Raw genomic sequence first — 23,873 nt, 5'->3', positions numbered from 1 at the left:
AGAATAAAAAGTTTTTGGCATCTATTAGTCTTAAAATACTTACCTTAAAAATCTAATCTCAACTAACACATATGAAAATTCTATCTTCCATTTTTGTTGCCCTATTTTTTACTCTTACCTCTTGCCAAAAAAATGACGCTGATAATACCTCTTCACTAGCCGAATATCAAGGCCAAGAAAGTTATTCAGTTATTATAAGTGGAACTAATGTCGGTCATCTAAATACTGAAATTATCGGGGATACTGTAATCGTTGATTACGACTATAAAAACAATGGTCGTGGACCAACAATGCAGGAGACAATTGTTTTAAACAGGGATGGTATACCAATAAAATGGAACATTAGTGGAAACACTACATTTGGAAATAAGGTTGATGAACACTACAACTATGATGGTAAAATGGCATCTTGGGTAGATGCTACCGGTAAGGACAGCACTTCAACCGACTTACCTCTAATGTATGTGGCACAATCTGGAAGTCCTTATCCCATAATCTTAGCGGCAAGGTCCTTGTTAAAATCTCCTGATCCTGAATTGGAGGTGTTGCCGGGAGGTAAATTAAAGCTTATGGAAATGGAAAGTTTTTCTATTGATTCAGATTCTACCGCTATTCCACTTAAATCTTATGCCTTAACAGGTGTAGATACAGATCCTTTATATTTCGTCTTAGATGATCAACTACGTTTGTTCGCTTTTATTAATGAGAGATTTAACATCATAAGAAAAGGTTTCGAAGGTGAAGAAAGTCGTTTTCAAAAAATGGCACAGAATTATTCGGCTGATCGATTTGAAAAACTACAAAAAACATATGCTCATAATTATGACAAAAAAGTTAGAATAAAGAATGTGCGGATTTTTAATTCTAAAACAATGGAACTTTCTGGGCCACAATCAGTGGTTGTTGAAGGGGATAGAATTATAGGTATTGAACAAGCTGACAGTGAAGAAGACAATGAAGTTATTATAGATGGCAATGGAGGCACCCTGATACCAGGCATGTATGAAATGCATGCCCATACAGGTAGTAATGGTGCACTGTTAAATGTTTTGGCCGGAGTAACATCTGTTAGGGATATGGGAAACAACAATGAGGTGTTATCTGATTTGATGGAGAAAATAGAAAATGGTCAATTGGCTGGACCGCGTATTCATAGATTAGGTTTTATAGAGGGAAAAAGCCCATACAATAGCAACAATGGCATAATTGTTTCAACAGAGGAGGAAGCACTAGCAGCTGTAGATACCTATCACGATCAAGGGTTCTATGGTATAAAACTTTATAACAGCATGAATGGGGATTGGGCCCAGGCAATCGTTAAAAAAGCACATGACTATGGCATGTTTGTTTGTGGGCATGTACCTGCATTTTCAAATGCAAATGCAATGCTTAGAGCAGGATTCGATGAAATGACTCACATAAATCAAACCATGTTAGGTTGGGTTCTTGAGCCTGATGAGGATACACGCACTTTGTTGAGATTAACTGCTTTAAAACGTTTGCCTGAATTAGATTTAAATAGCCCTGAAGTTCAGGAAACTATAGACCTTTTTCTGAAAAATGAAACGGCAATTGATCCTACAGTAGCAATACATGAAGCCTTATTACTATCTAGAAATGGTGAAGTTTGGGAAGGCACCAAAGACTTTATTAAAAATATGCCTCCCAATGCCCAACGCGGTCTAAAGGTGGCAATGGCTGAAATCTCCAGTGAAGAAGATGACCAGGCTTATAGGGCAGCTTACAATAAAATTATTGAAGCTTTGAAGTTGATGAAAGATAAAGGGATCTTTATAGTTCCTGGTACAGATCTAGGCGGTTCTTTCTTTTTCCATCGTGAATTAGAATTATATCAGCAGTTGGGTTATACCCCTGCCGAATTACTTAAATTAGCAACTTTTGATATGGCTAATTATTTAGGAGATGAAGAATTGGGGATTGTAGAACCAGGAAAGTTGGCTGATTTCTTTTTGGTACCTGGTAACCCTGTTGAAGATTTGAAAGCCATAAAAACCATTTCTTTGGTATCGCGAGGGGGTACATTTTATTATCCTTCAGAAGTTTACCCAGAATTTGGCATTCAACCCTTCACAGACATTCCAAATATTGTTGAATAATAGATGGATGAAATTATAAATAGAAAATAAAAAAAGAGCCGGGCTATTTGTCCGGCTCTTTTATTAAATCTATAAACTTTTTATTCCTCTTCAGGTCGATCAAACTTAAAGTTAAAACCAAGCATGATCATAGAAGTTTTCATTTCATAAGCTACATTGCTATTAGGTACTGCACCATAAGGAGGGAAATTTTGTATCATCATTGGGTTCAATACAGGTCCAGAGGTTTTACCATCGCTGCTTGCGGTATGATAGGTAAAATCTAACTGAAACCACTTACTAAATTCATAACTCAAACCGACTTGGAATGCATTTTTGATAATGGCAGTTGCGGGAATATTGAAAAATGCTACATCACTGCTAATAGGGTTTGAACTATTGGTATAGCCCAATCGCAATGGTAATTTATCAATTCCTTTATATTGAACTCCTGCAGACCAAATTTGAATATTATCCCATCCAAAGCCAGCTACTGAGCCTGTTTGGGTCCAACCTGTAGTATTAAATCCATCGGTATTCTCATAATCTACATGTCTAAAATCTAGGGCCAAATCAAATTGTCCGATTGAATAACCTAAGCCTAGAGATAAAATTGAAGGATAATCCATGGCGAATGAATTGGTAGACTGATCGCCATTTGGATAAGTATTATCGAACTCAAAATCCTTAAAATTTTGAAGGGTCTTATAAGAAATACCTGCTTTAAATCCAGAATCTGTGTGGTAAAGCAGTGCTATCTGGGCTCCAAATCCAAAGGCATTCACCTTGTTTGTATATGGATAGGTAAATTCCTGATTTGGGTTGGCTGTAGGATTGGGCATTAGTTCTAAAGTGGCCCAATCTATATTCGGTTGTACCGCAATTGAGAAATTATCACTTAGCGCATAGGCCCAAGTTAATCCAAATTGGAACAAACCATAGTCTGATTCAATTTTTCCAAAACCTCCAAGGGCTTGGTTAGCATTTACAGGGTTAAAATTATTCTCTGGGAAAGTAACACCAAATCCACTAATACCAATAGCGGAAACCCCAAAACTATGTCGGCTATTTTTTGGCTTATATATGTAAGCGTAAGCCGGCATAGGAGAAACTCCCCTATCATCTTTTGTCATACCACTATATATGGTACCGGTTTGCATATCAGGTACAGAAGAATAAAATTTTGGAGAGGAGAAAAACATGCCGATATCGAATTTCATTGAGGAATTTTCGAATTCGGTAATCCCGGCAGGGTTCCATAAAAGAGCGCCTGTAATATCTAACGGTTGGCCAGTAGCGGCACCTCCCATTGACATATTAAAGGCACCTGCACCTTGCATGATATGCCCAGCTTGGGCAAAAGAATAAAGAGTTAAAAGGGACAATAAAAAGGTAAAAATATTTTTCATATTGAGGTATTTATATCCTCAGGCAAGCTCCTAAGAAGAGTGAAGCTTGGATGGGGTGTAATTAATTGTTCAAAATTAAAAGTCATAAACTCTACTGCTTATGATTATTGTCATATAATTTACCCTAACACCCCTTAATTCTACTTTCTTTATTAGAAATCTCGTGTTTAAAATAATTGGTCCAAGCAACGTATATTTACTTAATGGAATTTCAGAAAGTCAATAATTAATAAAACGGCGACTGCAGATGGATTTTAACTCAGCTCTATATACCGATTTGTATCAAATTACCATGGCCCAGTCTTATTTCAACCATGGAAAACACAATAAGAAAGCAACCTTCGATTATTTTTTTAGGAAAAATCCATTCAATAGTGGTTATGTGCTTTTCTGCGGGTTAGAACAACTACTGGATTGGTTAGAAGAGGTTCACTTTTCTGAAGAAGACTTGTATTATTTAAAACAACAAGGCTTTCAAAACGATTTTTTAGAATATTTAAAAGGATTTAGTTTTAATGGTAGCATCTTGTCGGTTGAAGAAGGACAAGTCGTTTTCCCATTTGCACCAATATTAACAGTAGAAGCAAGCATTGTTGAATGCCAAATAATTGAAACATTTTTACTGAATATCCTCAACTTTCAATCCTTAATTGCAACAAAGGCAAGTAGGGTAAGATACATTGCTGGAGATCATGCAATTCTTGCTGAATTTGGGTTAAGACGTTCTCAAGGATATGCAGGTATCTTAGCCTCTAGGGCATCCTTTATTGGAGGATTTAATAGCACTTCAAATGTGTTAGCCGGGAAGAGCTTTGAGGTTCCGATTGGCGGAACCATGTCACATGCCTTCATTCAATCTTATGATAATGAACTTTCTGCATTTATGGCCTATGCTGAAACTTTTCCTGATAACTGCACCTTGCTTGTGGACACCTATAATACCCTTAAAAGTGGTTTACCAAATGCCATAAAGGTTGCAAAGGCTCTATCAGAAAACGGGCAACAACTTGCGGCAATAAGATTAGATAGTGGAGATTTAGCATACCTTTCCAAACAAGCTAGAAAGATGTTAGATGCTGCAGGATATCCGGAGGTGAAAATTGCAGCGTCCAATCAACTAGACGAACACGTAATTCGAAGTTTAAAAGAGCAGGAAGCTGAAATCGATATTTTTGGCGTAGGAACGAACTTGGTTGTTGGCCGGGAGAATGGCGCTCTAGATGGCGTATACAAATTGTGCAGTTTTGATGGTGATCCACGAATTAAAATATCCGAGAATTTGAAAAAAATGAACTTTCCCGGTTCTAAAGAGCTCTACCGATATTCCAATAACCATGGGCAGATTATAGCAGACGCTATTTCTACCAAAGGCGAACCGGCTCCGCCTAGTATGGCTCACCCATTTGAACCTCATAAAACTATGGCTCTAGATTCAGATAATAGTCAATCCATTTTAAAGATGGCAATGACAAATGGAAAAAGAATTACTCAAAGAACCTCCGCCAAGGAGATTGCAAATCAAGCTAGCAAAAATCTAAAATTACTACCTAATGAACATAGGAGATTTGACAATCCACATGTTTATAAAGTTGGTATTAGCAAAACGCTGGAGCAACTTAGGGACCAATTAAAAAATGAAAGAAAATGAGAGCTTTATTAATTGTGGATATTCAAAATGATTTCTTGCCAGGCGGTTCACTGGCAGTACCTAAAGGAGATGAAATAATCCCAATTGTAAATGACTTGCAAACTAAGTTCGATTTAGTGGTTGCAACCCAAGATTGGCATCCCCAAAACCACTTAAGTTTCGCCTCTAACCATTTAGAACAACAGCCATTTAATATTATCGATTTGTTCGGACTTACTCAAGTTCTTTGGCCAGACCATTGTGTTCAAGGAAGTGAAGGGGCCGAATTTTCTAAAGAATTAGAATCCAATAATATTTCAGCCATATTTAGAAAAGGCATGGATCCGAAAGTTGATAGTTATAGCGGATTTTTTGATAATGGGCATAAAAATAATACCGGGTTATCAGCCTACTTAAAAGGAAAAAATATTAAGGAGGTATATGTATGTGGTTTGGCTGCGGATTACTGCGTGTATTATACGGCAAAAGATGCCATAAAAGAAGGATTTAGAACGTTTTATATCACTGATGCTACAAAAGCAATTTCAGATAATACATATTCTGAAGCCATTGAAACATTGAAATCTCTAAACGTAACTTTTATAACTTCCAAGAACATTTAAAACAAAAAAGGTGACCTTAATGACCACCTCTTTTGAACAATCTAATTAATCTAAATGACTATTTTATATCAAAGCGGTCTAAATCCATAACTTTTGCCCAAGCTGCAACAAAGTCGTTTACAAATTTTTCATTTGCGTCAGAACTCGCATATACTTCAGATAGAGCACGTAATTCAGAATTAGAACCAAAAATTAAATCAGCTCTGGTTCCTTTCCATTTAACTTCACCAGAATTACGATCAACCGCTTCAAAGAATTCTTCATCTTCAGAAACAGCTTTCCATTCGGTACCCATATCTAAAATGTTGACAAAGAAATCATTGGTTAAGGAACCTTTATTCTCAGTTAGAATACCTAAATCTGAACCGTCATAGTTTGTGCCTAAAACTCTTAATCCGCCAATCAATACGGTCAATTCAGGAGCAGTAAGAGTTAACAATTGTGCCTTATCCACCAACAATTCTTCTGTTGAAACAGGGAACTTAGTACTTCTGTAATTTCTGAATCCATCAGCATATGGCTCCAAATAATCAAAAGCTTCTACATCGGTTTGCTCTTGGGAAGCATCCATGCGACCTTTTGTGAAAGGAACGGATACATCATGACCAGCATTTTTTGCTGCTTTTTCAACTCCAACGTTTCCTGCCAGGACAATTAAGTCTGCCAAAGACACTTTCTTATTTCCAGTTTGTGAGTTATTAAATTCATTTTGAATTCCTTCCAAAACATTTAAGACTTTAACAAGTTGGTCAGGGTTATTCACTTTCCAACTTTTCTGAGGCTCAAGTCTTATTCGAGCACCATTTGCACCACCTCTTTTGTCGGACCCTCTGAAAGTTGAAGCTGAAGCCCAAGCCGTAGAAACAAGTTCTGAAACTGTAAGTCCAGATTCTGCAATTTTAGATTTTAAAGATGCAATATCGTTATCATCAACCAATTCATGGTTTACTTTAGGAATAGGATCTTGCCAAATCAATTCTTCTTGTGGAACTTCTGGTCCTAAATAACGATCTAGAGGCCCCATATCTCTATGGGTCAATTTATACCAAGCTCGTGCAAAAGCATCTGCAAACTCATCTGGATTTTCATAAAAATGTCTAGATATTTTTTCATATGCAGGATCAAAACGCAATGACAAATCGGTCGTCAACATAGTTGGTCTATGTTTTTTTGCTGGATCGAACGCATCAGGTATTGTTTCGTCTGCATCTTTAGCAACCCATTGAATTGCACCCGCAGGACTTTTCGTTCTCTCCCATTCATTTTCAAAAAGATTCTTGAAGAAATGGTTGCTCCATTGTGTAGGAGTTTGTGTCCAAGTTACCTCTGGGCCACCTGTAATGGCATCCGCACCAGATCCTGACTTATAAGTGCTTTTCCAACCAAAGCCCATAGCTTCAATTGGAGCTGCTTCTGGTTCTGGCCCGACAAATTCCGAAGGATCAGCCATACCATGGGTTTTTCCAAACGTATGACCACCTGCAATAAGCGCAACGGTTTCCTCGTCATTCATGGCCATTCTTTTAAAGGTTTCTCTTATATCTACCGCCGCAGAAACTGGATCTCCATTCGCATTAGGACCTTCTGGATTTACATAAATCAATCCCATTACCACTGCTGCAAGAGGATCCTCTAAATCACGTTCACCAGTATATCGCTTGTCATCTAACCATTCTGTTTCTGAACCCCAGTATACATCTTCTGCAGGTTCCCAAACATCTTCACGACCACCAGCAAATCCGAATGTCTTAAATCCCATAGATTCTAAAGCAACATTACCTGCAAGAACCATTAAATCAGCCCAAGAAATCTTATTTCCATACTTTTGTTTTATAGGCCACAGCAAACGTCGAGCCTTATCCAAGTTGGCATTATCTGGCCAGCTATTTAAAGGCGCATATCGTTGTTGTCCCATGCCTGCCCCACCGCGTCCATCTCCAATTCGGTATGTTCCGGCACTATGCCAAGCCATTCTGATAAAAAACCCACCATAGTGACCGAAGTCTGCCGGCCACCAATCTTGAGAATCTGTCATTAAAGCATGCAAATCTTTTTTAAGCGCTTCGTAATCAAGGCTTTTAAATGCTTCTGCATAATTAAAGTCTTTATCCATGGGATTTGACAAAGACGAATTTTGTCTTAGAATATTAACTCTTAATTGGTTTGGCCACCAATCTCGGTTCCTAGTACCTCCACCAGCTGCTTTTTGAGGAGCACCTCCCAAAAACGGACATTTTGCATCCGAATCGTTTACCTCCCAAGCTACTCCTGGGTGATGAGGGTTTCCATTAGAATTTTCGTGATTTCCCATTATATTTTGATTTATAAATTTCGAATTTTTCAAAGTTACGAATAAGCCTAAAGTTAAACAGGCGTTTGCTATTAGTAATACTTATATTCGATTGCTAAAACTTATTGAAAATTTAAATCTATTATCATTCCTGACTTTTATAATAAATTTCATCAAAATCTCATATTTTCAAGAAAACACCTTCATCTGATATTGTAACTATTTTTAATTAAATTAGCTATTCTATATAACCATCCGATCTCAACAATTTATGAAGACATTCAAATTTTTAAGAACCGTGGGAGTTCTTTCTATTAGTTTTTTATTGGCCATTTTTCTATATACCTGCGGGGCTTCCAAAAAAGCTAGCGACGACAATTATGTAGTTGCCAAAAATGCTGTTTCCTACGAAAAAGATATTAGCCCCTTTATGACAAGAAGTTGTTCCCCTTGCCATTTTCCAGATGAAGGAAAAAAGAAATATTTAGATACATACGCTTCTGTAAAAGAAAACATAGAAGATATATTGGTAAGAGTACAAAAGCCAATTGAGGAAAAAGGTTACATGCCTTGGAAAAGCAAAAAGCCAGCCTTAACCGATGTAGAAATAGACAAGCTTAAATTGTGGGCAGGTCAAAACTTTCCTAAGTAAATATTACTCTTAATTATCAACCCAAACAATAGTTTTTCAATTTTTGTGAAGATCTAATTGATCCTATGTGTATTGAACCTAATGCAACTTTGATGGATGTAATGGGTGACTCATTATTCTTTGACTTTTCGGAAAAAGTAATCCTTGGGGAATCCATATTTATCCAGAAAATGTGATCCCATATTGGAGTCCCCTTTCAATATTTTTTGGTAAAATTGAAAAATTATTTATAGATCTTACATAATTGGTTTACAGATAGTTATATTAGTTGGGGATACCCCAATTCGCAACACAATTGGCAAGGAACAGTAAATTAAGACTTCAACACCAATCAAATTAAATAGGCTTTTTAATGCCAAATATCCTTCACCTAATTTACGAACTTAGGAAGATTCGCTATCTTTAAGGCTCTTCACTCAGTAATAACGTTATGACCTTTTTCTTATGAAGAATCTATTTTTAATTATGTGTCTTGTCTTGCTTAATTTTAATTGTAAAGAAGAACGCATTCCCCTTAAAGAACAATGGGAAAATGAAATAAGAGATGCAGAAAATGCATTTTCTAATTTGGCTCAAGAGAAAGGCATAGCTGATGCTTTTTTAACCTATGCCGACGACAATGCGGTTTTAATGCGGAATAACAAACTAATTATAGGAAAAGAAGCAATACAGTCCGATTTCGCAAATAAAGAGGAGATCCTGAAATCTTTAAATCTTAAATGGGCTCCTGATTTTGTGGATGTTTCATCTTCCGGTGATATGGGTTATACTTATGGTGAGTATGAAATGACAAAAACAGACTCTTTAGGTAATTCCCAAATAGAAACAGGAATTTTTCACACTGTATGGAAACGACAGGAAGATGGTAGTTGGAAATTTGTGTTTGATTAGATGGCATTTAAATAGAGAATACCGAACTTTGTTTTGCATATATTTCAAAAACTCCCCAGTCCAATGAACAATACCTCAGCCTATGGACACTGAAATTCTCGCAAGAATACAATTTGCTTTTACAATTGCTTTCCATTACATATACCCTCCCTTAAGCATCGGTTTGGGGCTTTTAATGGTAATTTTTGAAGGATTATACATAAAAACAAAAATTAAAGATTACCATACCCTAGCTAAATTCTGGACCAAGATTTTTGCACTCACTTTTGGAATTGGGGTGGTCACAGGGATTGTAATGGAATTTGAATTTGGCACGAATTGGGCCACCTATTCAAGATATGTAGGAGATGTTTTCGGCAGTGCTCTAGCGGCAGAGGGAATTTTTGCTTTTGCACTTGAAAGTGGTTTTCTCGGAGTACTACTTTTTGGATGGAATCGAGTAAAACCATGGGTGCATTTTGTGGCAACTGTGGGCGTGTTTTTAGGCTCCATGTTTTCCGCCGTTTGGATAGTAGTCGCTAATAGTTGGCAACAAACGCCTGCTGGTTACCATATAGTTGGTGAAGGGCTAAATGCACGTGCAGAAATAACAGATTTTTGGGCAATGGTCTTCAATCCTTCTAGTGTTGATAGACTACTTCATGTTTGGCTTGGTGCTTTTTTGGCCGGTGCTTTCTTGGTTTTAAGTGTCCACGCTTACTATATTTTAAAAGGTCGGTTTATAATAATCTCTAAAAAAGCTTTTAAAATTGCATTAACGGTGGCAACGATTTTTTCTCTGGCGCAATTATTTGCCGGACATAAATCTGCTGAAGGAGTTGCTAAAAACCAACCCGCTAAATTGGCAGCACTTGAAGGTCATTTTGATGCCAATGCACCAGCAGATATGTACGTCATGGGATGGGTGGACAAAAAGAATAAATCTGTTACGGGATTAAAAATTCCGGGAGGATTATCCTTTCTCCTACACTATGATTTTGAAGCGCCCGTACAGGGTTTAAATGATTTTCCAAAGGACGAGATACCATCGCAAATAAATGCTGTTTTCCAGTTTTACCATATTATGGTTGCTATTGGAATTGCATTAATTATATTAACCGTATACGCAAGTATCCAATGGAAAAGGCGAAAATTATTTAAACAACGTTGGTTGCTGTGGGCTTTTGTTTTTGCCGTGTTCCTTCCACAAATTGCAAACCAGGTAGGATGGTTTGCTGCCGAAATGGGGCGTCAACCATGGGTGGTCTACGGACATCTTAGAACGTCTGAAGCCTTTTCACAAGCTGTAACCGACAATCAAATCTTATTTTCCTTAATATTATTTTTATTCGTTTACAGTCTTTTACTCATACTTTTCCTGTACTTATTGAATAAAAAAATTAAACATGGGCCTTATGATGACTCAGAGGAAGATGATAGGCCATTAACTAAAGAAATCTCTGAAGCAATAACCGGATAAATAAAATTTATGGAAACATTTTTAGGTTTAGATTATCCAACTTGGTGGTTTTTGGTTGTCGGGGGACTTTTCTCTGGTTATGCCATACTAGACGGTTTTGATTTTGGAGCAGGTGCTTGGCATTTATTTTTCAAAAAAGAACTTAGCCGAAGGATAGCATTGAATGCAGTAGGACCAGTTTGGGATGGAAATGAGGTGTGGTTGGTTATTGGTGGAGGCGCCTTATTCGCGGGCTTTCCAATAATGTATGCAACTTTCTTTTCTTCACTTTATATCCCATTCATGCTTTTCTTAATGTTCATAATTTTCAGGGCGATAGCTATAGAATTTCGCAGCAAGGAAGAAATGATATGGTGGAGAAAATTATGGGATATTTGTTATAGTATCTCAAGTATCATGTTGGCTTTTTTGCTAGGGGTTGTTCTGGGAAATGTATTGCAAGGAATTGCCATAGGTGAAAATTTTGAATATACTGGAGGTCCATTCCTTGAATTCTTAAATCCTTATGCACTAATGACAGGAATTACCACTTTATCACTTTTTATGTCACATGGCGCAATTTATCTTCTACTAAAAACAGAAGGGAGACTTTATACTAAATTAACCTTTCTGCTTAAAAAGGGAATGATTTTTTTCATGGTTAGTTTTGGGATAACTACGCTTTACACCTTACTCTACATACCGCATTTATCTGACGAATTTAAAAGCAATCCATTGCTATTCTTTGTTCCAGTTCTAGTTTTTTTGAGCATAGCCAATGTACCGAGATTGGCAAGTAAGCGTAAATTCAAACGGGCATTCTTTTTTTCCTCCTTAACCATAGCCCTTTTATTAGTATTAGTTTCAATAGAGTTGTACCCAGATTTGTTGATGTCCTCCATAGACCCTAAGTACACCATTACAATTTATAATGCGGCCGCTTCTACAAAATCACTCAAAATAATGCTTACCATTGTTGCTATAGGGGCACCATTGGTGTTAGGTTATACGGCCTTTGTCTACAGAACATTTAGAGGCAAGGTTACTTTAGACGAAACAAGTTATTAGGAAAACAATAATGGGAACTAAATTATGGCAGATGTAAAATCTTATATTTCAAGTTTTTCTGGGGATGTACAGGACATTTTAATTGGAATAAGAAAAATAATATTAAATCAGGTCCCAGATGCAGAAGAAGAAATCGCTTATGGAATGCCCGCATATAAATACAAAGGACAGCCACTGATCTATTATGCAGCCTTCAAAAATCACATAGGGGTTTATGCCACTCCTTCAGCCCATCAATATTTCAAGGATAAACTTCAATCATATAAATCTGGCAAAGGATCGGTTCAATTTCCATTAAATAAACCTATTCCTTATAAATTAATTGAAGAGATGGTCGTGTATAAGCAAAATGAAATTGATCAAAAATAAAAAGGCCGAGAATTGATTTATATTTAGGGTAAGTTTTACATTTTTGAAAGCCATCCCAAAACATATACTTCCAGTTATTGTTATTTCACAATTCTGCTGTACGTCTCTATGGTTCGCTGGAAATGCGGTGATGAGTGATTTAATTTCAGTCTTTGGACTACAAAATGACGCCCTTGGCTTTTTGACATCTGCAGTACAATTAGGATTTATTATTGGGACACTTTTATTTGCCCTTTTAAATATCGCCGACCGCTTTCTTCCATCTAATGTATTTTTTGGTTGTGCATTAATCGCAGCTTTATTCAATCTTGGTCTAAACCTTCCAAATAATAATTTATTAAGTCTTGCAAGTTTGAGATTTGGAACCGGATTTTTTTTGGCGGGCATTTATCCTGTCGGAATGAAAATTGCCGCTGACTATTACGATAAAGATTTAGGAAAATCTTTAGGGTATTTAGTCGGAGCATTGGTATTAGGCACTTCTTTTCCACATGCCATCAAAGGAATGGGTACGGACCTCAATTGGACTTCAGTAGTTTTATCAGTTTCCATAGCCTCAATCGTTGGTGGTTTTTTAATGAAATTTACAGTGCCTCCAGGTCCCCATCGAAAAGCCATGCCAAATATTCATCTTTCAGCATTTTTTAAAGTTTTTAAAAACAAATCTTTCAAGTCTGCGGCATTCGGTTATTTTGGACACATGTGGGAACTCTATACCTTTTGGGCTTTGGTACCGGTTCTTTTGCTTACTTATAAGAATATTCATCCCAAAATAGATTTAAATATTTCCCTTTGGTCATTTTTAATTATTGCTATGGGCAGCATTGGTTGTGCGGTTGCTGGCAAATTGTCAATTAAACGCGGTGCCAAGAGAATAGCTGGCCTTGCGTTATTTTGTTCAGGTTTTTGTTGCCTAATCTCTCCTTTTATTTTTCAATTAGATACCCTTGAACTCTTTTTGGCAGTATTATTATTTTGGGGGTTTATGGTAGTTGCGGATTCGCCATTATTTTCAACTTTAGTAGCGAAGAATGCAAATCCAGAAATAAAAGGAACAGCCCTGACAATAGTTAATTGCATAGGGTTTGCAGTAACCATTTTCAGCATACAATTAATTACTTATCTTGGAAGTATATTGTCATCCACATTTATTTATTTACTGCTAGCTCTTGGTCCTATATTTGGACTAACCCATTTATTTAAAAAGAGATAAAACGAAAGTATCTTAAACAGAACCTTAATTTGAGATTCATTTAATTGTTTTATTTCGCGAATCATATTCATTTGAGGTCGTTAACGAATTAATTCCATTTACCGATTTTTTATCCGATTGTATTGAAAAGGGAATCATATTTATTATTGCAATATTGATTCCCAAGATCAAAAAGTTGGTAATTCCAATTCAGAGGATAATATTGCAATTACTATAATCGCCGGTCTATTCTTTTTGAAGAAATTGAAACAAGGATTTAAAAACTGATGTATTCACATATAGACATTAAATTAGCATTTCATTAAAACACCTTGTTGATTTAAAAATAAAAATGGATAAATCGTGAAGTTTCAAATGATTATTAAACTCATTTCAATACTACTCGTAATTTTTCTTTCAATCCCAATTGAGGCCCAATCCAAACCTTATGAAGTTGATAATTTTTTTGACACTTCAGACAGTCTATCACTTGGGCTAAACTATCCAAATGGAATTGAAAATATCACCATATTTATGCCTGTTATAAATAAGCATCAGTATAATCATGGAGTTGTACTCTATCCATTTCAAGACAAATTATTTGCAATGTGGCAAAGCTCCAAAAAGAATGAAGATGAGAATGGCACTCAAATACTCTATAGCTATAGTAAGGATGGGGAAAATTGGTCGGCCCCAACACAGCTTACAAAACCATGGAATGGCGGCATAAAAACTTCTGGTGGTTGGTGGAGTTTCAATGATGATTTGATAGCCTTTATTAATGTTTGGCCTTATAACGGAAAGAAAAAACAAGGATTTACACATTATAAGGTGTCCAAAAATGGATTAAAATGGAGTCCGGAGAAACCTGTCCTTAACGCAGAAAACTTCCCTATTAAAGGAATAATTGAACAGGATTTAGATACATTGGTAAACGGCAGAATACTTACTGCATTTCATATGCAACCAGGGTTAAAAATTACACCCTCCTTTACCGACAATCCTTCTGCAATTAGGGGTTGGACTATGGGAAAAATTAAGATGCCACAATCAAATGACAACATGAGCAGAGGTATCGAGCCAAGTTGGTTTACCCAATCAGATGGTTCAATTGTAATGGTTTTTAGAGATCAGGAAAGCAGTTTTAAACAACTAGCAGCAATCAGTAACGACCTAGGTGTTAGTTGGACTGATCCGGTAATTGTAAATATGCCCGATAGTAGAGCCAAGCAAAGCGCCGGAAACCTAGTTGACGGAACAGCATTCATTATTAATAACCCCTCAGGTAATAAAAATCGTTTCCCTTTGGCGATTACCCTAAGCAAAGATGGCAAGCATTTTACAAAATCCTACCTTTTGAGGAATGGAGGTTCAGACTTACCAGAAATTCAATTTGAAGGTAAGTACAAAAGGAAAGGGTTTAGTTACCCCAAGAGCGTTATATGGAACGATTATTTATATGTGGGCTATGCAACCAACAAGGAGACCATAGAGTTGACTCGTATTCCATTAAAAAGTATTTCCTTAAATTCAACACAATGAACAAAGGTAGACTTGAAGCTTTTAGCGATGGTGTGTTGGCCATTGTAATTACTATAATGGTTCTGGAAATTAAGGTCCCGCATGGTTCCGAATCTTCAGATTTAAAGCCTTTAATTCCAATTTTTCTCAGTTATGTACTTAGCTTCATTTATTTAGGCATCTATTGGAATAATCATCACCATATGCTTCATACCGTTACTAAAATTTCTGGAGGTATTCTCTGGGCAAATTTACATCTGCTTTTTTGGCTTTCACTAGTACCCTTTACCACTGGATGGATGGGTGAAAACCATTTTGAAACAGTCCCTATGGCGTTGTACGGTTTCGTTCTTTTAATGGCTGCAATAGCCTATTTCATTTTGCAAAATCAAATTATAAAATCCCAAGGTGAAAATTCAATTTTAGCCAAAGCAATTGGAAAAGACATTAAAGGAAAAATTTCCCCCATCGTTTATATAATTTCTATTTTGTTATGTTGGGTGAATCCTTGGCTATCAGCTTCAGGCTATATTTTGGTTGCCTTAATGTGGTTGATTCCGGATAAAAGAATAGAACGAACAATTAATTAAACCTAGGGTTTCAACTTTTAATTCAAATTTGGACTGAAAGTTGAAAGGATAAACCAAAGAATTCTTAACTTTAGTTTATCTCCACTTACCAAATTTCACTTTTTAACATTGTTCAGTATGGCTGTATATCTATTGATTACTTATGACATTGAAGACCCCAAAAGTTTCGAACCGTATGTTCCATTGGTAGTACCCCTATTGTTTAAGCATGGTGCAGAAATTTTGGCAGCAGATATGAATCCAAAGAAAATTGAAGGGGATGACCGTGGTGTGGCTGTGGTTCTTAAATTCCCCAATGAAGAATCCGCTATGAATTGGTTTAATGATCCTGAATACGCATCGGTTAAAAAAATCAGATTAGAAAGCACCAAAAACAATTCAATCTATTTGGCTCAAGAATTTATCCCACCAAATGAATAAGAAAAATTATCTCAACCAATTAAATTAAAAAGAAAAGCCAACCTAAGGTTGGCTTTTCTTTTAATAGTTATTCTTAACGAACCATTCGAACCAGCCTTGCCAAATAGGTCCACTTCTGATCGCGTGTTTCCATTCCCTCCTGCATTTCTTTTTGCTGAGCAGGCGTGAACGTCATACCCTCACCCTCCATCAGTAATTGATCTAGGTTTTCAAACATATTTACTGTTATATGGGAAGCAAAGGCCTCAGAGCCAATAGGTATCATAATTCTTAATAATTCCCACGAACCCTTTTCACCTCTATCAACCTGCTGTTGGTGCATAGGTTGAAAGATTTTTTGCTCCATAGTTTCATAGGCGTCATAATTTGAAAAATCAGCTTTCATAAAATCAATGTTAGCTAGGATACCTTCCTTGATTTCAAAATCTCCTTTGGTATGTGCCAAAACTTCCAAAAATAATCGAACGGCAAGATCCCTAGTTTTACTGGCACTGTTGAGTTTTTTATTCAAATCTGCTTCAGACATATTTGGATATGCTTTTTTTGCTGAGGCCATAAGGTCCGATGGGCCCAACATTTTTTTCGCATCTGAAAATACAGTTACTGTAGCATATTGGTAACCTTGATCTTCACCTCCTGGCAATAATTGCCATAAGTCCCATCCTATAATTTCACCAGCCTCTACTCTTTTTTCATGAATTTTTTGCCAAAACTCCTCAGTCTCCCAATAGGAATCCTCTTGTTCATTATCAACCTTCATTAATTCCATGATCAGAAAAAATTTTTCAGGTAATTGGTTTTGTGCTCTTAATGGCATCACAAACGTTAGTACAAACGTTAAAATGAATAAACGTCTCATAATTTATTGGTTTTAGTTAATTAGATACAGCCCTAAATTGTAGTCTTCATGGTGATTGGAGAGCTATCTGAGGCAAAAAATTATAATGAGATAGATTTTGCGAAGCACCTTAAAGATAATAAATTATTAGTTTCTAATAACATAGAATAAGCTAAAGGTATTTAAAGAAAAGAGAGTATTTGTCTTCCCTAAATCCATTACCCGTTTATTTTACTTTTAAAAGCTATTTGTATGTTAAATACAAACATTTTAGTAACCTCTGGTTATATTTTTAAGGAACCTTAGAAACCAACCTAATTATTAAATTGAAGTTGAAAGGAATAAAAGACCATTTTTCGGAATTATCGCAGGGATATCAAAAATATAGACCATCCTATCCAAAAGAATTGTTTGAATTTATTTATGGCCATTGCCGATATTTTGACAAAGCTTGGGATTGTGGAACAGGTAATGGACAAGCTGCAATAATGCTCTCAAAAAAATTCAAAGAAGTTTTTGCCACTGACATAAGCCAAAACCAATTAAATCTTGCAACCAATCAAGACAACATAACTTATTTAATTCAACGAGCCGAATCTACCGAATTTGAATCTGATTATTTCGATTTAATTTGTGTAGCACAAGCAGTACATTGGTTTGACTTAGATACCTTTAATACTGAGGCCAAAAGAGTACTTAAACCTGATGGAACCCTTGCAATTTGGGGATATGATCTGATAATGGTAAACCAAAAAATTGACATGATAGTCGACCAATTTTATAATAAAACAGTTGGGGAATATTGGAATAAGGAGCGTAAATCGATAGAAAAACATTACGAGGACTTGGACTTTACATTCGAAGAAATCCCTGTTAAGTATTTCTTTGAATTTAAAATTCAATGGAGTTTAGACCATTTTATTGGTTATATATCCTCTTGGTCGGCAGTGAAAAACTTTAAGAAATCCAACGGATCAGATCCCACCATTAAATTAAGAGAAAACCTATCGGAAATATGGAATGGCGAAAGAACTGTGATTTTCCCAATATTTTTGAGGCTTTTCAAAAAGCCCTATTAGGCAAACATTTTAATCTAAAATTCATAATTTTAACTGTAATAAATTGATTAGGTAAATGCCAAAAGTCTGTCCCGAATGTGGAGAAAAAATTGTCGGCAGGGTTGACAAAAAGTTTTGTAGTGATGCATGCAGAAATACTTATAATAACCGCCTGAATAAAGATTCAACCAACCAAATAAGAAATATAAATAACATCCTTCGCAAAAACCATCGCATCCTACAAGAGTTTAATCCAGAACAAAAAACCACGGTCTCCAAACAAAAATTGGCAGAAAAAGGATTCGATTTCAATTACTACACTAGTACCTATACTACAAAAGCCGGAAGCATTTATTATTTCGTTTATGATCAAGGGTATCTTCCCATAGAAAATAATTACTTAGCCTTGGTACGAAGAGAATAATCTTTAGTTACCACACTTATTTTGTGTAAGCTACATGCCTTTTATAATTTTTGGGAGTAACTTTGAAACATATAATTTTTAAATATGAAAACACCATATCTATTACTTATTGCCGGATTTATGGCATTGAGTTGTAAAAACGAAACTAAAACTGAAGAACCAAAGGCTATTTTATCTACTCCTGAGAACGAAATAGTTGTTGAAACAGCTTCTATTTCGGGAAGCTATGTAGATGATAGCTATTCTAAACGAGGTGAAGGCTTTGATTGGGTTGGGGTTAGGGTTTCTAATAATGAAGACAACACTTTACACGTTTCGGTAAGGTCTAGGGCAGACCAAAAAAAACCTACTTGTACATGGGACGCTAAAGCAGAGAAAATTGATGAAAATACTTACCAAACCTGGTACGAAGGAAAGACCATTTTATTTTCATTTACAGATAATCAAATTTCCATTAAACCTGAAAACCCAGAAGACAATACCACTTTATATTTCTTTTGCTCAGGTGGTGCTACATTGGAAGGAACCTATACCAAAATTGAAGGTGATTTAGATAAAGATCAAGTCGACAATACTATATTTTCAAAGAATTTGAAACTGGAGAATATTGGGTTTTATGTTACTAGCAAACCAGAAGGAGGAAGCACACAAGTTACAATAATGCCATATGGACCAGAAATGCGTCCTGATCTATTAACCCATACTATCGAAGGGGAAATTGTAGATGCCGAAGTTGAGGACCTTAACCGTGACGGATCTCCAGAAATTCTTTTATTCACAAAAGATAACATTGGCAATAATGATGTTATCGCATATTCAGGTAATAATAACAAATCTATGAGCATGGTTTATCTTCCGCCAATTACAAATAATGCTGAGGCTTCAAAAGGGTATAATGGCAAAGATGAATTTGCACTTATTGAAGCAAGTCTCGTAAGGAGGTTTCCTATTGAGGGTTCAGGCAAAATGAGGCAAATTCAATACAAATTGGTAAATGGTGAAAACAGCAGGATTTTTGAAATTGCTAATGTTTCAGAATACTAAGCCGCAATAAAAAATGGTCTAATTAAAGGGCATTACTTCCAAGTTTGCCCTTTTAATTTTATGGCTGCTTTTAAAATGTCTTTTTGACTTATTTGCCCTACCAATTTACCCTTTTCTACTATTGGAAAACGACGGATTTTAGACTCGAGGAATTTATTGGCAGCATCAAAGACATTCATATTCCCATCTATGGTTTCAACATTAGTTACCATTCGATGTTCAACGTTTTGTTGCTCTAATGGCATATTGTAATACCGGCTGTCGCTAATTTGTTTGAGGCAATCGCCTTCTGAAATAATCCCGATTAATTCTTTTCGTTCATTTACAACAGGACCACCAGAAATTTTGTGCTTTATAAGGGATTGAATTACCTCTTCAATAGATTGTTCAGGACGAAAAGTAATTAATTTACGCGTCATGTAATCACTCACTTTAATTGGTACGTTTTGGGAAACGTTCTTACTCTGCTTCCTTGAAGCTATAAAACTTTTAATGCCCATGTTAGTTGATTTTAATCTCTTTAAATTTACTTAAAATAAGTTAATTTTCGCAAACATTCTCATAGCAGTGACTCATGAAAGAAGGAATTAGTATTCTAGGTTGTGGTTGGTTAGGTTTTCCTTTGGCACTTACCCTGAAAAATGCTGGATATCATATCAAGGGATCAAAAACCTCAGAAAATGGGGTCGCTCAATTGAATGAAAGTGGCATAATAGGATATAAAATTGAAGTTTTTGAAAATAAGGTAATCGGCCCATTCGATGATTTTTTATCAAATTCTGAAACATTGATTATTGACATTCCCCCTAAACTTAGAACAAACCCTATGGGTGATTTTACAAAAAAGATTAAAACTCTACTACCACATATACATTCAAGCGAATTAAAGAATATCATTTTCGTGAGTTCAACTTCAGTTTATGAAAATGGATTCCCATTTCCTATATATGACGAATCATCACCAACCAAGCCCGAATCGAAAGCCGGGAAACAACTGCTGAAAAGTGAAGTACTATTAAAAACACAGCCCAATCTGAAAACTACTATAATAAGGTTCGGTGGACTTGTAGCGAATGATCGCCATCCAGCGCGGATATTATCTGGGAAAATGAATGTTAAAAATCCAAAAGCTCCAATTAACCTTATCCACAGAGAAGACTGTATTGGTTTAATCCTAAAAATTATTGGGAAGAATGCATTTGGATATACCATTAATGCTGTCTTCCCAGAACATCCATCAAAAAGTGAATACTATCAACATATTTGTAACAAAATGAAATTACCTGTTCCACAATTCGATTTCAATTCCGTGAGTATAGGAAAAAGAATTAATTCGCAATTGGGACAAGAATTATTGTCTTTTAAATACAAACACCCAATTTATTAAATACTTGAAGTATCGAGAATTATATAACATAAATGTTTAGATTTGGGGCCTGAAAAAAATAACCTTTAGATAAATTACAATGAAAAAAGTTTTGTTAGTAAGCCTGATGTTGATCGGAGCCATTGGTATGACGGCGCAAGACAATGCCCAATTAAAAAAGCATTTTGAGCAATACTATAAAATGATGCGCGAACATGGTGATGTTCAAGGTATGATTAATGCAATGACCCACCTAGAAGTGGTAAGCCCTTCTCAAGCCAGGAGAGATACGCTTGCCTACATTTACACTACCGAAGGACGATATGTTCAAGCCCTTAATACCATAGGTATAGACATTAAACCAACAGATACGGATATGAATATTGAGGTAAAGGCTATTGCATTGAAAGCTGTAAATCAACCTCAGCGGGCCTTAGAACAATATCAGGAATTATTTAAAAGAAAACCAGCTCCAGCCATTGCATACGAATTGGCAGATTTGAAAATGCAAACCAACAATGTAGTCGGTGCTAAAAGGGACATTGAATATGGCTTAGCAAATGTTACCGCAGATATGAAACGCGCCTATTTCGAGTCTCAACAACCTTATGAGGTACCTTTAAAAGCTGGCTTTTTGTACTTAAAAGGAATAGCTCTATTTAATGAAGATCAGGTAGGAAATCTCGATGCAGCAATAGGTTTTATGGATCAAGCTTTAACCGAGGCTCCTAACTTCAACATGGCCAGGATAACTAAGGATGCACTTAACGCAAAAAAGAATCCTCCAAAGGCACAACCTAAAACAAACAATTAATAAAAAAGCAGCCAAAAGGCTGCTTTTTTATTACCATATTCTTACACGCTCATCAGGAGGCAAGAACATTGCATCACCCTCTTGGATATTAAATGCTTCGTAAAAAGCATCTATATTTCTTAGGGGTTGTATAGCTCTAAACATACCTGGAGAATGAGGATCGGTCTTCACCTGGTTATTTAAATATTCATCAGTACTTAAGGTTCTCCATACGGTTGCCCAATTCATAAAAAACCGCTGTTCGGGTGTAAGACCATCAATTTCACTAGGTCGGCCATTTTTTTCTAAACTCATTTGCAGTGCATCATAAGCAGCATTTAGGCCTCCCAGATCACCAATATTCTCTCCCAAAGTAAATGCTCCATTCACATTCACATTTGGTAAAACTTCCAAAGAATCATACTGTCTCGCCAAAGCTTCACCCAATTCTTTGAACCTTTCGTAATCGCTTTCGGTCCACCAATTTTTTAAATTCCCATCTTTATCGAATTTTGCACCTTGGTCATCAAAACTATGCGAAATTTCATGTCCAATAACAGCTCCCATTCCCCCATAATTTACAGCGTCATCAGCTTTGTAATTATAGTAAGGGGGTTGAAGTATTGCAGCTGGAAAAACTATTTCATTATAGGAAGGGTTGAAATATGCATTAACAATTTGAGGAGCCATAAACCACTCGCTTTTATCAACTGGTTTCCCTAAATCACCAATTTGATCTTTAAAGTTCCATTCGCTAACATTTAGCATATTTTGGTAGTAACTACCGCCATTTTCTGGATCCATCACCTCCAAATCTGAATAATCTTTCCAAGTGTCAGGATAACCCACTTTGATCTTGGTGGCTTTAAGCTTTTCAATGGCTTGCTTTTTTGTTTGCTCACTCATCCAATCCAATTGTTGAATGCGATTTTCATACGCCAAGATGACATTTTCAATCATCTTTTCAGCTTTCTCCTTAGCAGCAGGAGGAAATTTTTGATCTACATAAAGTTTCCCTAACGCTTCCCCAATAGACCAATTAAGAGTCTGTAACGCACGTTCCTCTATTGGACGTTGTTCTTTTGTTCCGTTGAGTTCTTTACTGAAAAAATCCCAATTTGCCTTTTCAATTTCTGGTGAAAGTTTGTTGGCAGCATTATCAATGGTATGCCATCTAAGATAAGTTTGCCAAGTTGAGATATTACCTATTGTCAAAACTTTATCTAAAGCTTTAAAATAACCTGGATCTGTTACAACAACGGTATCTATTTCAGATATTCCCAATCCTTGGAAATATTCATTCCATTCAATGTTTGTTACAATCTTTTGCAAATCAGAAATCGAGGTTGGATTATAACGCTTTTCAGGATTTCTTCTTTCTTCCTTATCCATCTGCGCCTTTGCCAACTTGGTTTCAAAAGCCAAAACAGATTTAGCATCTTTTATTGCATCATCTTGCGATTCTCCAATAAATTGCAACATACGAGAAACATGGTCAACATACTTTTCTCTAATTTCAACTGACTTATCATCCTCTTTGGTATAATAATCCTTTTCTGGCAAGCCTAAACCGCCAGGAGAAATATACCCGATGTTCATGTTACTGTCCTTTGCATCTGCTCCTACTCCGAAACCAAACAAAGCGCTAGGTCCTTTTGGCTCCATTTCAATAAGATAGGCTTGAAGATCCTGAATGTTTTTTAATTTTTCAATACTGTTTAAAATAGGCCTTATAGGTTCTATTCCCTGCTCCTGTCTAGTAACTGTATCAACGATTGTTTCATAAAGGAATACCGCCTTCTCTTGATCTGATCCAGGAACTATTTTAATGGTTCTTAAGTCAGGATCATCATTCATAGCTTGCTTTAAAATTCCTAAAGCATCTTCATCTGTTTTTTGGGCAAGAGCTTGGAAACTTCCCCAACTAGAACGGTCTCCAGGAATCTGCTCTGTTGCCAGCCATGTTCCATTCACATATTTATAGAAATCATCAGCTGGTTTTACAGTAGTATCTAGGTTTTTGATATCTAAAGCAGACTCAATTTCTTTATTATTATCAATAGCCTGTTCCTTTTTTTCTTCCTTGCAAGAGGAAAGTCCCATAAGCAGCACGGCCACCATGGGAACGGTAATTCTATTTAATTTCATTCTTTGGGTTTTGGTT

The 23,873-nt window shown here is 36.1% G+C and carries 22 protein-coding genes; 17 read left to right on the top strand and 5 right to left on the bottom strand.

Annotated features, from left to right (window positions below; genetic code table 11):
- Positions 1-71: 71 nt before the first annotated feature.
- Positions 72-2,117: an amidohydrolase family protein gene (locus ISU00_RS07560; protein WP_228853448.1), complete on the top strand. Its 2,046-nt coding sequence runs from the start codon at positions 72-74 to the stop codon at positions 2,115-2,117.
- An 80-nt stretch (positions 2,118-2,197) separates the two neighbouring features.
- On the opposite strand, the gene ISU00_RS07555 is transcribed toward ISU00_RS07560, so the two are convergent.
- A complete protein-coding gene (locus ISU00_RS07555) occupies positions 2,198-3,505 on the bottom strand; it encodes an OmpP1/FadL family transporter (protein WP_228853447.1) in 1,308 nt (435 codons plus the stop codon).
- A 247-nt stretch (positions 3,506-3,752) separates the two neighbouring features.
- Between ISU00_RS07555 and ISU00_RS07550 the strand changes: the two genes are divergently transcribed.
- Both ISU00_RS07550 and pncA read left to right on the top strand, forming a co-directional pair.
- A complete protein-coding gene (locus ISU00_RS07550; protein ID WP_228853446.1) occupies positions 3,753-5,153 on the top strand; it encodes a nicotinate phosphoribosyltransferase in 1,401 nt (466 codons plus the stop codon).
- Positions 5,150-5,755 (top strand): bifunctional nicotinamidase/pyrazinamidase, encoded by a 606-nt coding sequence (pncA, locus tag ISU00_RS07545; protein ID WP_228853445.1) that lies wholly within the window; start codon positions 5,150-5,152, stop codon positions 5,753-5,755. Before ISU00_RS07550 ends, pncA begins: the two co-directional genes overlap by 4 nt.
- A gap of 58 nt (positions 5,756-5,813) precedes the next feature.
- Here the strand turns inward: pncA and katG are convergent, their stop codons facing one another.
- A complete protein-coding gene (katG, locus tag ISU00_RS07540) occupies positions 5,814-8,066 on the bottom strand; it encodes a catalase/peroxidase HPI (protein WP_228853444.1) in 2,253 nt (750 codons plus the stop codon).
- Between the two features lie 250 nt (positions 8,067-8,316).
- Between katG and ISU00_RS07535 the strand changes: the two genes are divergently transcribed.
- The 9 genes from ISU00_RS07535 (at position 8,317) to ISU00_RS07495 (ending at position 16,186) form a co-directional block, all read left to right on the top strand.
- Positions 8,317-8,697, top strand: a complete 381-nt coding sequence (locus ISU00_RS07535; protein ID WP_228853443.1) for a hypothetical protein — start codon at positions 8,317-8,319, stop codon at positions 8,695-8,697.
- A 444-nt stretch (positions 8,698-9,141) separates the two neighbouring features.
- A complete protein-coding gene (locus ISU00_RS07530) occupies positions 9,142-9,588 on the top strand; it encodes a YybH family protein (RefSeq protein WP_228853442.1) in 447 nt (148 codons plus the stop codon).
- Between the two features lie 82 nt (positions 9,589-9,670).
- Positions 9,671-11,047: a cytochrome ubiquinol oxidase subunit I gene (locus ISU00_RS07525; protein ID WP_228853441.1), complete on the top strand. Its 1,377-nt coding sequence runs from the start codon at positions 9,671-9,673 to the stop codon at positions 11,045-11,047.
- Between the two features lie 9 nt (positions 11,048-11,056).
- The gene (gene cydB, locus ISU00_RS07520) at positions 11,057-12,094 is read left to right on the top strand and encodes a cytochrome d ubiquinol oxidase subunit II (RefSeq protein WP_228853440.1); all 1,038 of its coding nucleotides are present in this window, start codon (positions 11,057-11,059) and stop codon (positions 12,092-12,094) included.
- Positions 12,095-12,118: 24 nt separating this feature from the next.
- The gene (locus tag ISU00_RS07515; RefSeq protein ID WP_228853439.1) at positions 12,119-12,463 is read left to right on the top strand and encodes an iron chaperone; all 345 of its coding nucleotides are present in this window, start codon (positions 12,119-12,121) and stop codon (positions 12,461-12,463) included.
- A gap of 43 nt (positions 12,464-12,506) precedes the next feature.
- Complete coding sequence (locus ISU00_RS07510) at positions 12,507-13,676, top strand: MFS transporter (RefSeq protein WP_228853438.1); 1,170 nt, start codon at positions 12,507-12,509, stop codon at positions 13,674-13,676.
- A gap of 354 nt (positions 13,677-14,030) precedes the next feature.
- The gene (locus ISU00_RS07505; protein ID WP_228853437.1) at positions 14,031-15,197 is read left to right on the top strand and encodes an exo-alpha-sialidase; all 1,167 of its coding nucleotides are present in this window, start codon (positions 14,031-14,033) and stop codon (positions 15,195-15,197) included.
- A complete protein-coding gene (locus ISU00_RS07500; protein WP_228853436.1) occupies positions 15,194-15,766 on the top strand; it encodes a TMEM175 family protein in 573 nt (190 codons plus the stop codon). Before ISU00_RS07505 ends, ISU00_RS07500 begins: the two co-directional genes overlap by 4 nt.
- Before the next feature lie 117 nt (positions 15,767-15,883).
- A complete protein-coding gene (locus ISU00_RS07495) occupies positions 15,884-16,186 on the top strand; it encodes a DUF1330 domain-containing protein (protein ID WP_228853435.1) in 303 nt (100 codons plus the stop codon).
- A gap of 73 nt (positions 16,187-16,259) precedes the next feature.
- On the opposite strand, the gene ISU00_RS07490 is transcribed toward ISU00_RS07495, so the two are convergent.
- Positions 16,260-17,045 (bottom strand): hypothetical protein, encoded by a 786-nt coding sequence (locus ISU00_RS07490; protein WP_228853434.1) that lies wholly within the window; start codon positions 17,043-17,045, stop codon positions 16,260-16,262.
- A 305-nt stretch (positions 17,046-17,350) separates the two neighbouring features.
- Here ISU00_RS07490 and ISU00_RS07485 point away from each other — a divergent pair, with 305 nt between their 5' ends.
- From ISU00_RS07485 to ISU00_RS07475, 3 genes are all read left to right on the top strand, one after another.
- Positions 17,351-18,103, top strand: coding sequence for a class I SAM-dependent methyltransferase (locus ISU00_RS07485; protein WP_228853433.1), 753 nt, complete (start codon positions 17,351-17,353; stop codon positions 18,101-18,103).
- A 55-nt stretch (positions 18,104-18,158) separates the two neighbouring features.
- Positions 18,159-18,506 carry a hypothetical protein gene (locus ISU00_RS07480; RefSeq protein ID WP_228853432.1) on the top strand — a complete coding sequence of 116 codons (348 nt, stop codon included), beginning with the start codon at positions 18,159-18,161 and terminating at the stop codon, positions 18,504-18,506.
- An 84-nt stretch (positions 18,507-18,590) separates the two neighbouring features.
- Positions 18,591-19,550, top strand: coding sequence for a hypothetical protein (locus ISU00_RS07475; RefSeq protein ID WP_228853431.1), 960 nt, complete (start codon positions 18,591-18,593; stop codon positions 19,548-19,550).
- Positions 19,551-19,582: 32 nt separating this feature from the next.
- Here ISU00_RS07475 and ISU00_RS07470 read toward each other — a convergent pair whose 3' ends face one another.
- Positions 19,583-20,050 carry a CBS domain-containing protein gene (locus ISU00_RS07470; protein WP_228853430.1) on the bottom strand — a complete coding sequence of 156 codons (468 nt, stop codon included), beginning with the start codon at positions 20,048-20,050 and terminating at the stop codon, positions 19,583-19,585.
- Positions 20,051-20,124: 74 nt separating this feature from the next.
- Here ISU00_RS07470 and ISU00_RS07465 point away from each other — a divergent pair, with 74 nt between their 5' ends.
- Together ISU00_RS07465 and ISU00_RS07460 are read left to right on the top strand one after the other, a co-directional pair.
- Positions 20,125-20,937, top strand: coding sequence for a Rossmann-fold NAD(P)-binding domain-containing protein (locus ISU00_RS07465; RefSeq protein ID WP_228853429.1), 813 nt, complete (start codon positions 20,125-20,127; stop codon positions 20,935-20,937).
- Between the two features lie 79 nt (positions 20,938-21,016).
- A complete protein-coding gene (locus ISU00_RS07460) occupies positions 21,017-21,730 on the top strand; it encodes a tetratricopeptide repeat protein (RefSeq protein ID WP_228853428.1) in 714 nt (237 codons plus the stop codon).
- 30 nt (positions 21,731-21,760) lie between these two features.
- On the opposite strand, the gene ISU00_RS07455 is transcribed toward ISU00_RS07460, so the two are convergent.
- Complete coding sequence (locus tag ISU00_RS07455) at positions 21,761-23,857, bottom strand: M13 family metallopeptidase (RefSeq protein WP_228853427.1); 2,097 nt, start codon at positions 23,855-23,857, stop codon at positions 21,761-21,763.
- Positions 23,858-23,873: the final 16 nt, after the last annotated feature.

The sequence above is a fragment of the Aegicerativicinus sediminis genome (assembly GCF_015476115.1).
GTDB lineage: Bacteria > Bacteroidota > Bacteroidia > Flavobacteriales > Flavobacteriaceae > Aegicerativicinus > Aegicerativicinus sediminis.
This window is presented reverse-complemented; position numbering and strand designations above follow the sequence as displayed.

What these genes read in the sequence shown, in the direction of transcription:
- ISU00_RS07560 (WP_228853448.1), top strand. Translation starts at nt 72, where the DNA reads ATGAAAATTCTATCTTCCATTTTTGTTGCCCTATTTTTTACTCTTACC.
- ISU00_RS07555 (WP_228853447.1), bottom strand. Translation starts at nt 3,505, where the DNA reads ATGAAAAATATTTTTACCTTTTTATTGTCCCTTTTAACTCTTTATTCT.
- ISU00_RS07550 (WP_228853446.1), top strand. Translation starts at nt 3,753, where the DNA reads ATGGATTTTAACTCAGCTCTATATACCGATTTGTATCAAATTACCATG.
- pncA (WP_228853445.1), top strand. Translation starts at nt 5,150, where the DNA reads ATGAGAGCTTTATTAATTGTGGATATTCAAAATGATTTCTTGCCAGGC.
- katG (WP_228853444.1), bottom strand. Translation starts at nt 8,066, where the DNA reads ATGGGAAATCACGAAAATTCTAATGGAAACCCTCATCACCCAGGAGTA.
- ISU00_RS07535 (WP_228853443.1), top strand. Translation starts at nt 8,317, where the DNA reads ATGAAGACATTCAAATTTTTAAGAACCGTGGGAGTTCTTTCTATTAGT.
- ISU00_RS07530 (WP_228853442.1), top strand. Translation starts at nt 9,142, where the DNA reads ATGAAGAATCTATTTTTAATTATGTGTCTTGTCTTGCTTAATTTTAAT.
- ISU00_RS07525 (WP_228853441.1), top strand. Translation starts at nt 9,671, where the DNA reads ATGGACACTGAAATTCTCGCAAGAATACAATTTGCTTTTACAATTGCT.
- cydB (WP_228853440.1), top strand. Translation starts at nt 11,057, where the DNA reads ATGGAAACATTTTTAGGTTTAGATTATCCAACTTGGTGGTTTTTGGTT.
- ISU00_RS07515 (WP_228853439.1), top strand. Translation starts at nt 12,119, where the DNA reads ATGGCAGATGTAAAATCTTATATTTCAAGTTTTTCTGGGGATGTACAG.
- ISU00_RS07505 (WP_228853437.1), top strand. Translation starts at nt 14,031, where the DNA reads ATGATTATTAAACTCATTTCAATACTACTCGTAATTTTTCTTTCAATC.
- ISU00_RS07500 (WP_228853436.1), top strand. Translation starts at nt 15,194, where the DNA reads ATGAACAAAGGTAGACTTGAAGCTTTTAGCGATGGTGTGTTGGCCATT.
- ISU00_RS07495 (WP_228853435.1), top strand. Translation starts at nt 15,884, where the DNA reads ATGGCTGTATATCTATTGATTACTTATGACATTGAAGACCCCAAAAGT.
- ISU00_RS07490 (WP_228853434.1), bottom strand. Translation starts at nt 17,045, where the DNA reads ATGAGACGTTTATTCATTTTAACGTTTGTACTAACGTTTGTGATGCCA.
- ISU00_RS07480 (WP_228853432.1), top strand. Translation starts at nt 18,159, where the DNA reads ATGCCAAAAGTCTGTCCCGAATGTGGAGAAAAAATTGTCGGCAGGGTT.
- ISU00_RS07475 (WP_228853431.1), top strand. Translation starts at nt 18,591, where the DNA reads ATGAAAACACCATATCTATTACTTATTGCCGGATTTATGGCATTGAGT.
- ISU00_RS07470 (WP_228853430.1), bottom strand. Translation starts at nt 20,050, where the DNA reads ATGGGCATTAAAAGTTTTATAGCTTCAAGGAAGCAGAGTAAGAACGTT.
- ISU00_RS07465 (WP_228853429.1), top strand. Translation starts at nt 20,125, where the DNA reads ATGAAAGAAGGAATTAGTATTCTAGGTTGTGGTTGGTTAGGTTTTCCT.
- ISU00_RS07460 (WP_228853428.1), top strand. Translation starts at nt 21,017, where the DNA reads ATGAAAAAAGTTTTGTTAGTAAGCCTGATGTTGATCGGAGCCATTGGT.
- ISU00_RS07455 (WP_228853427.1), bottom strand. Translation starts at nt 23,857, where the DNA reads ATGAAATTAAATAGAATTACCGTTCCCATGGTGGCCGTGCTGCTTATG.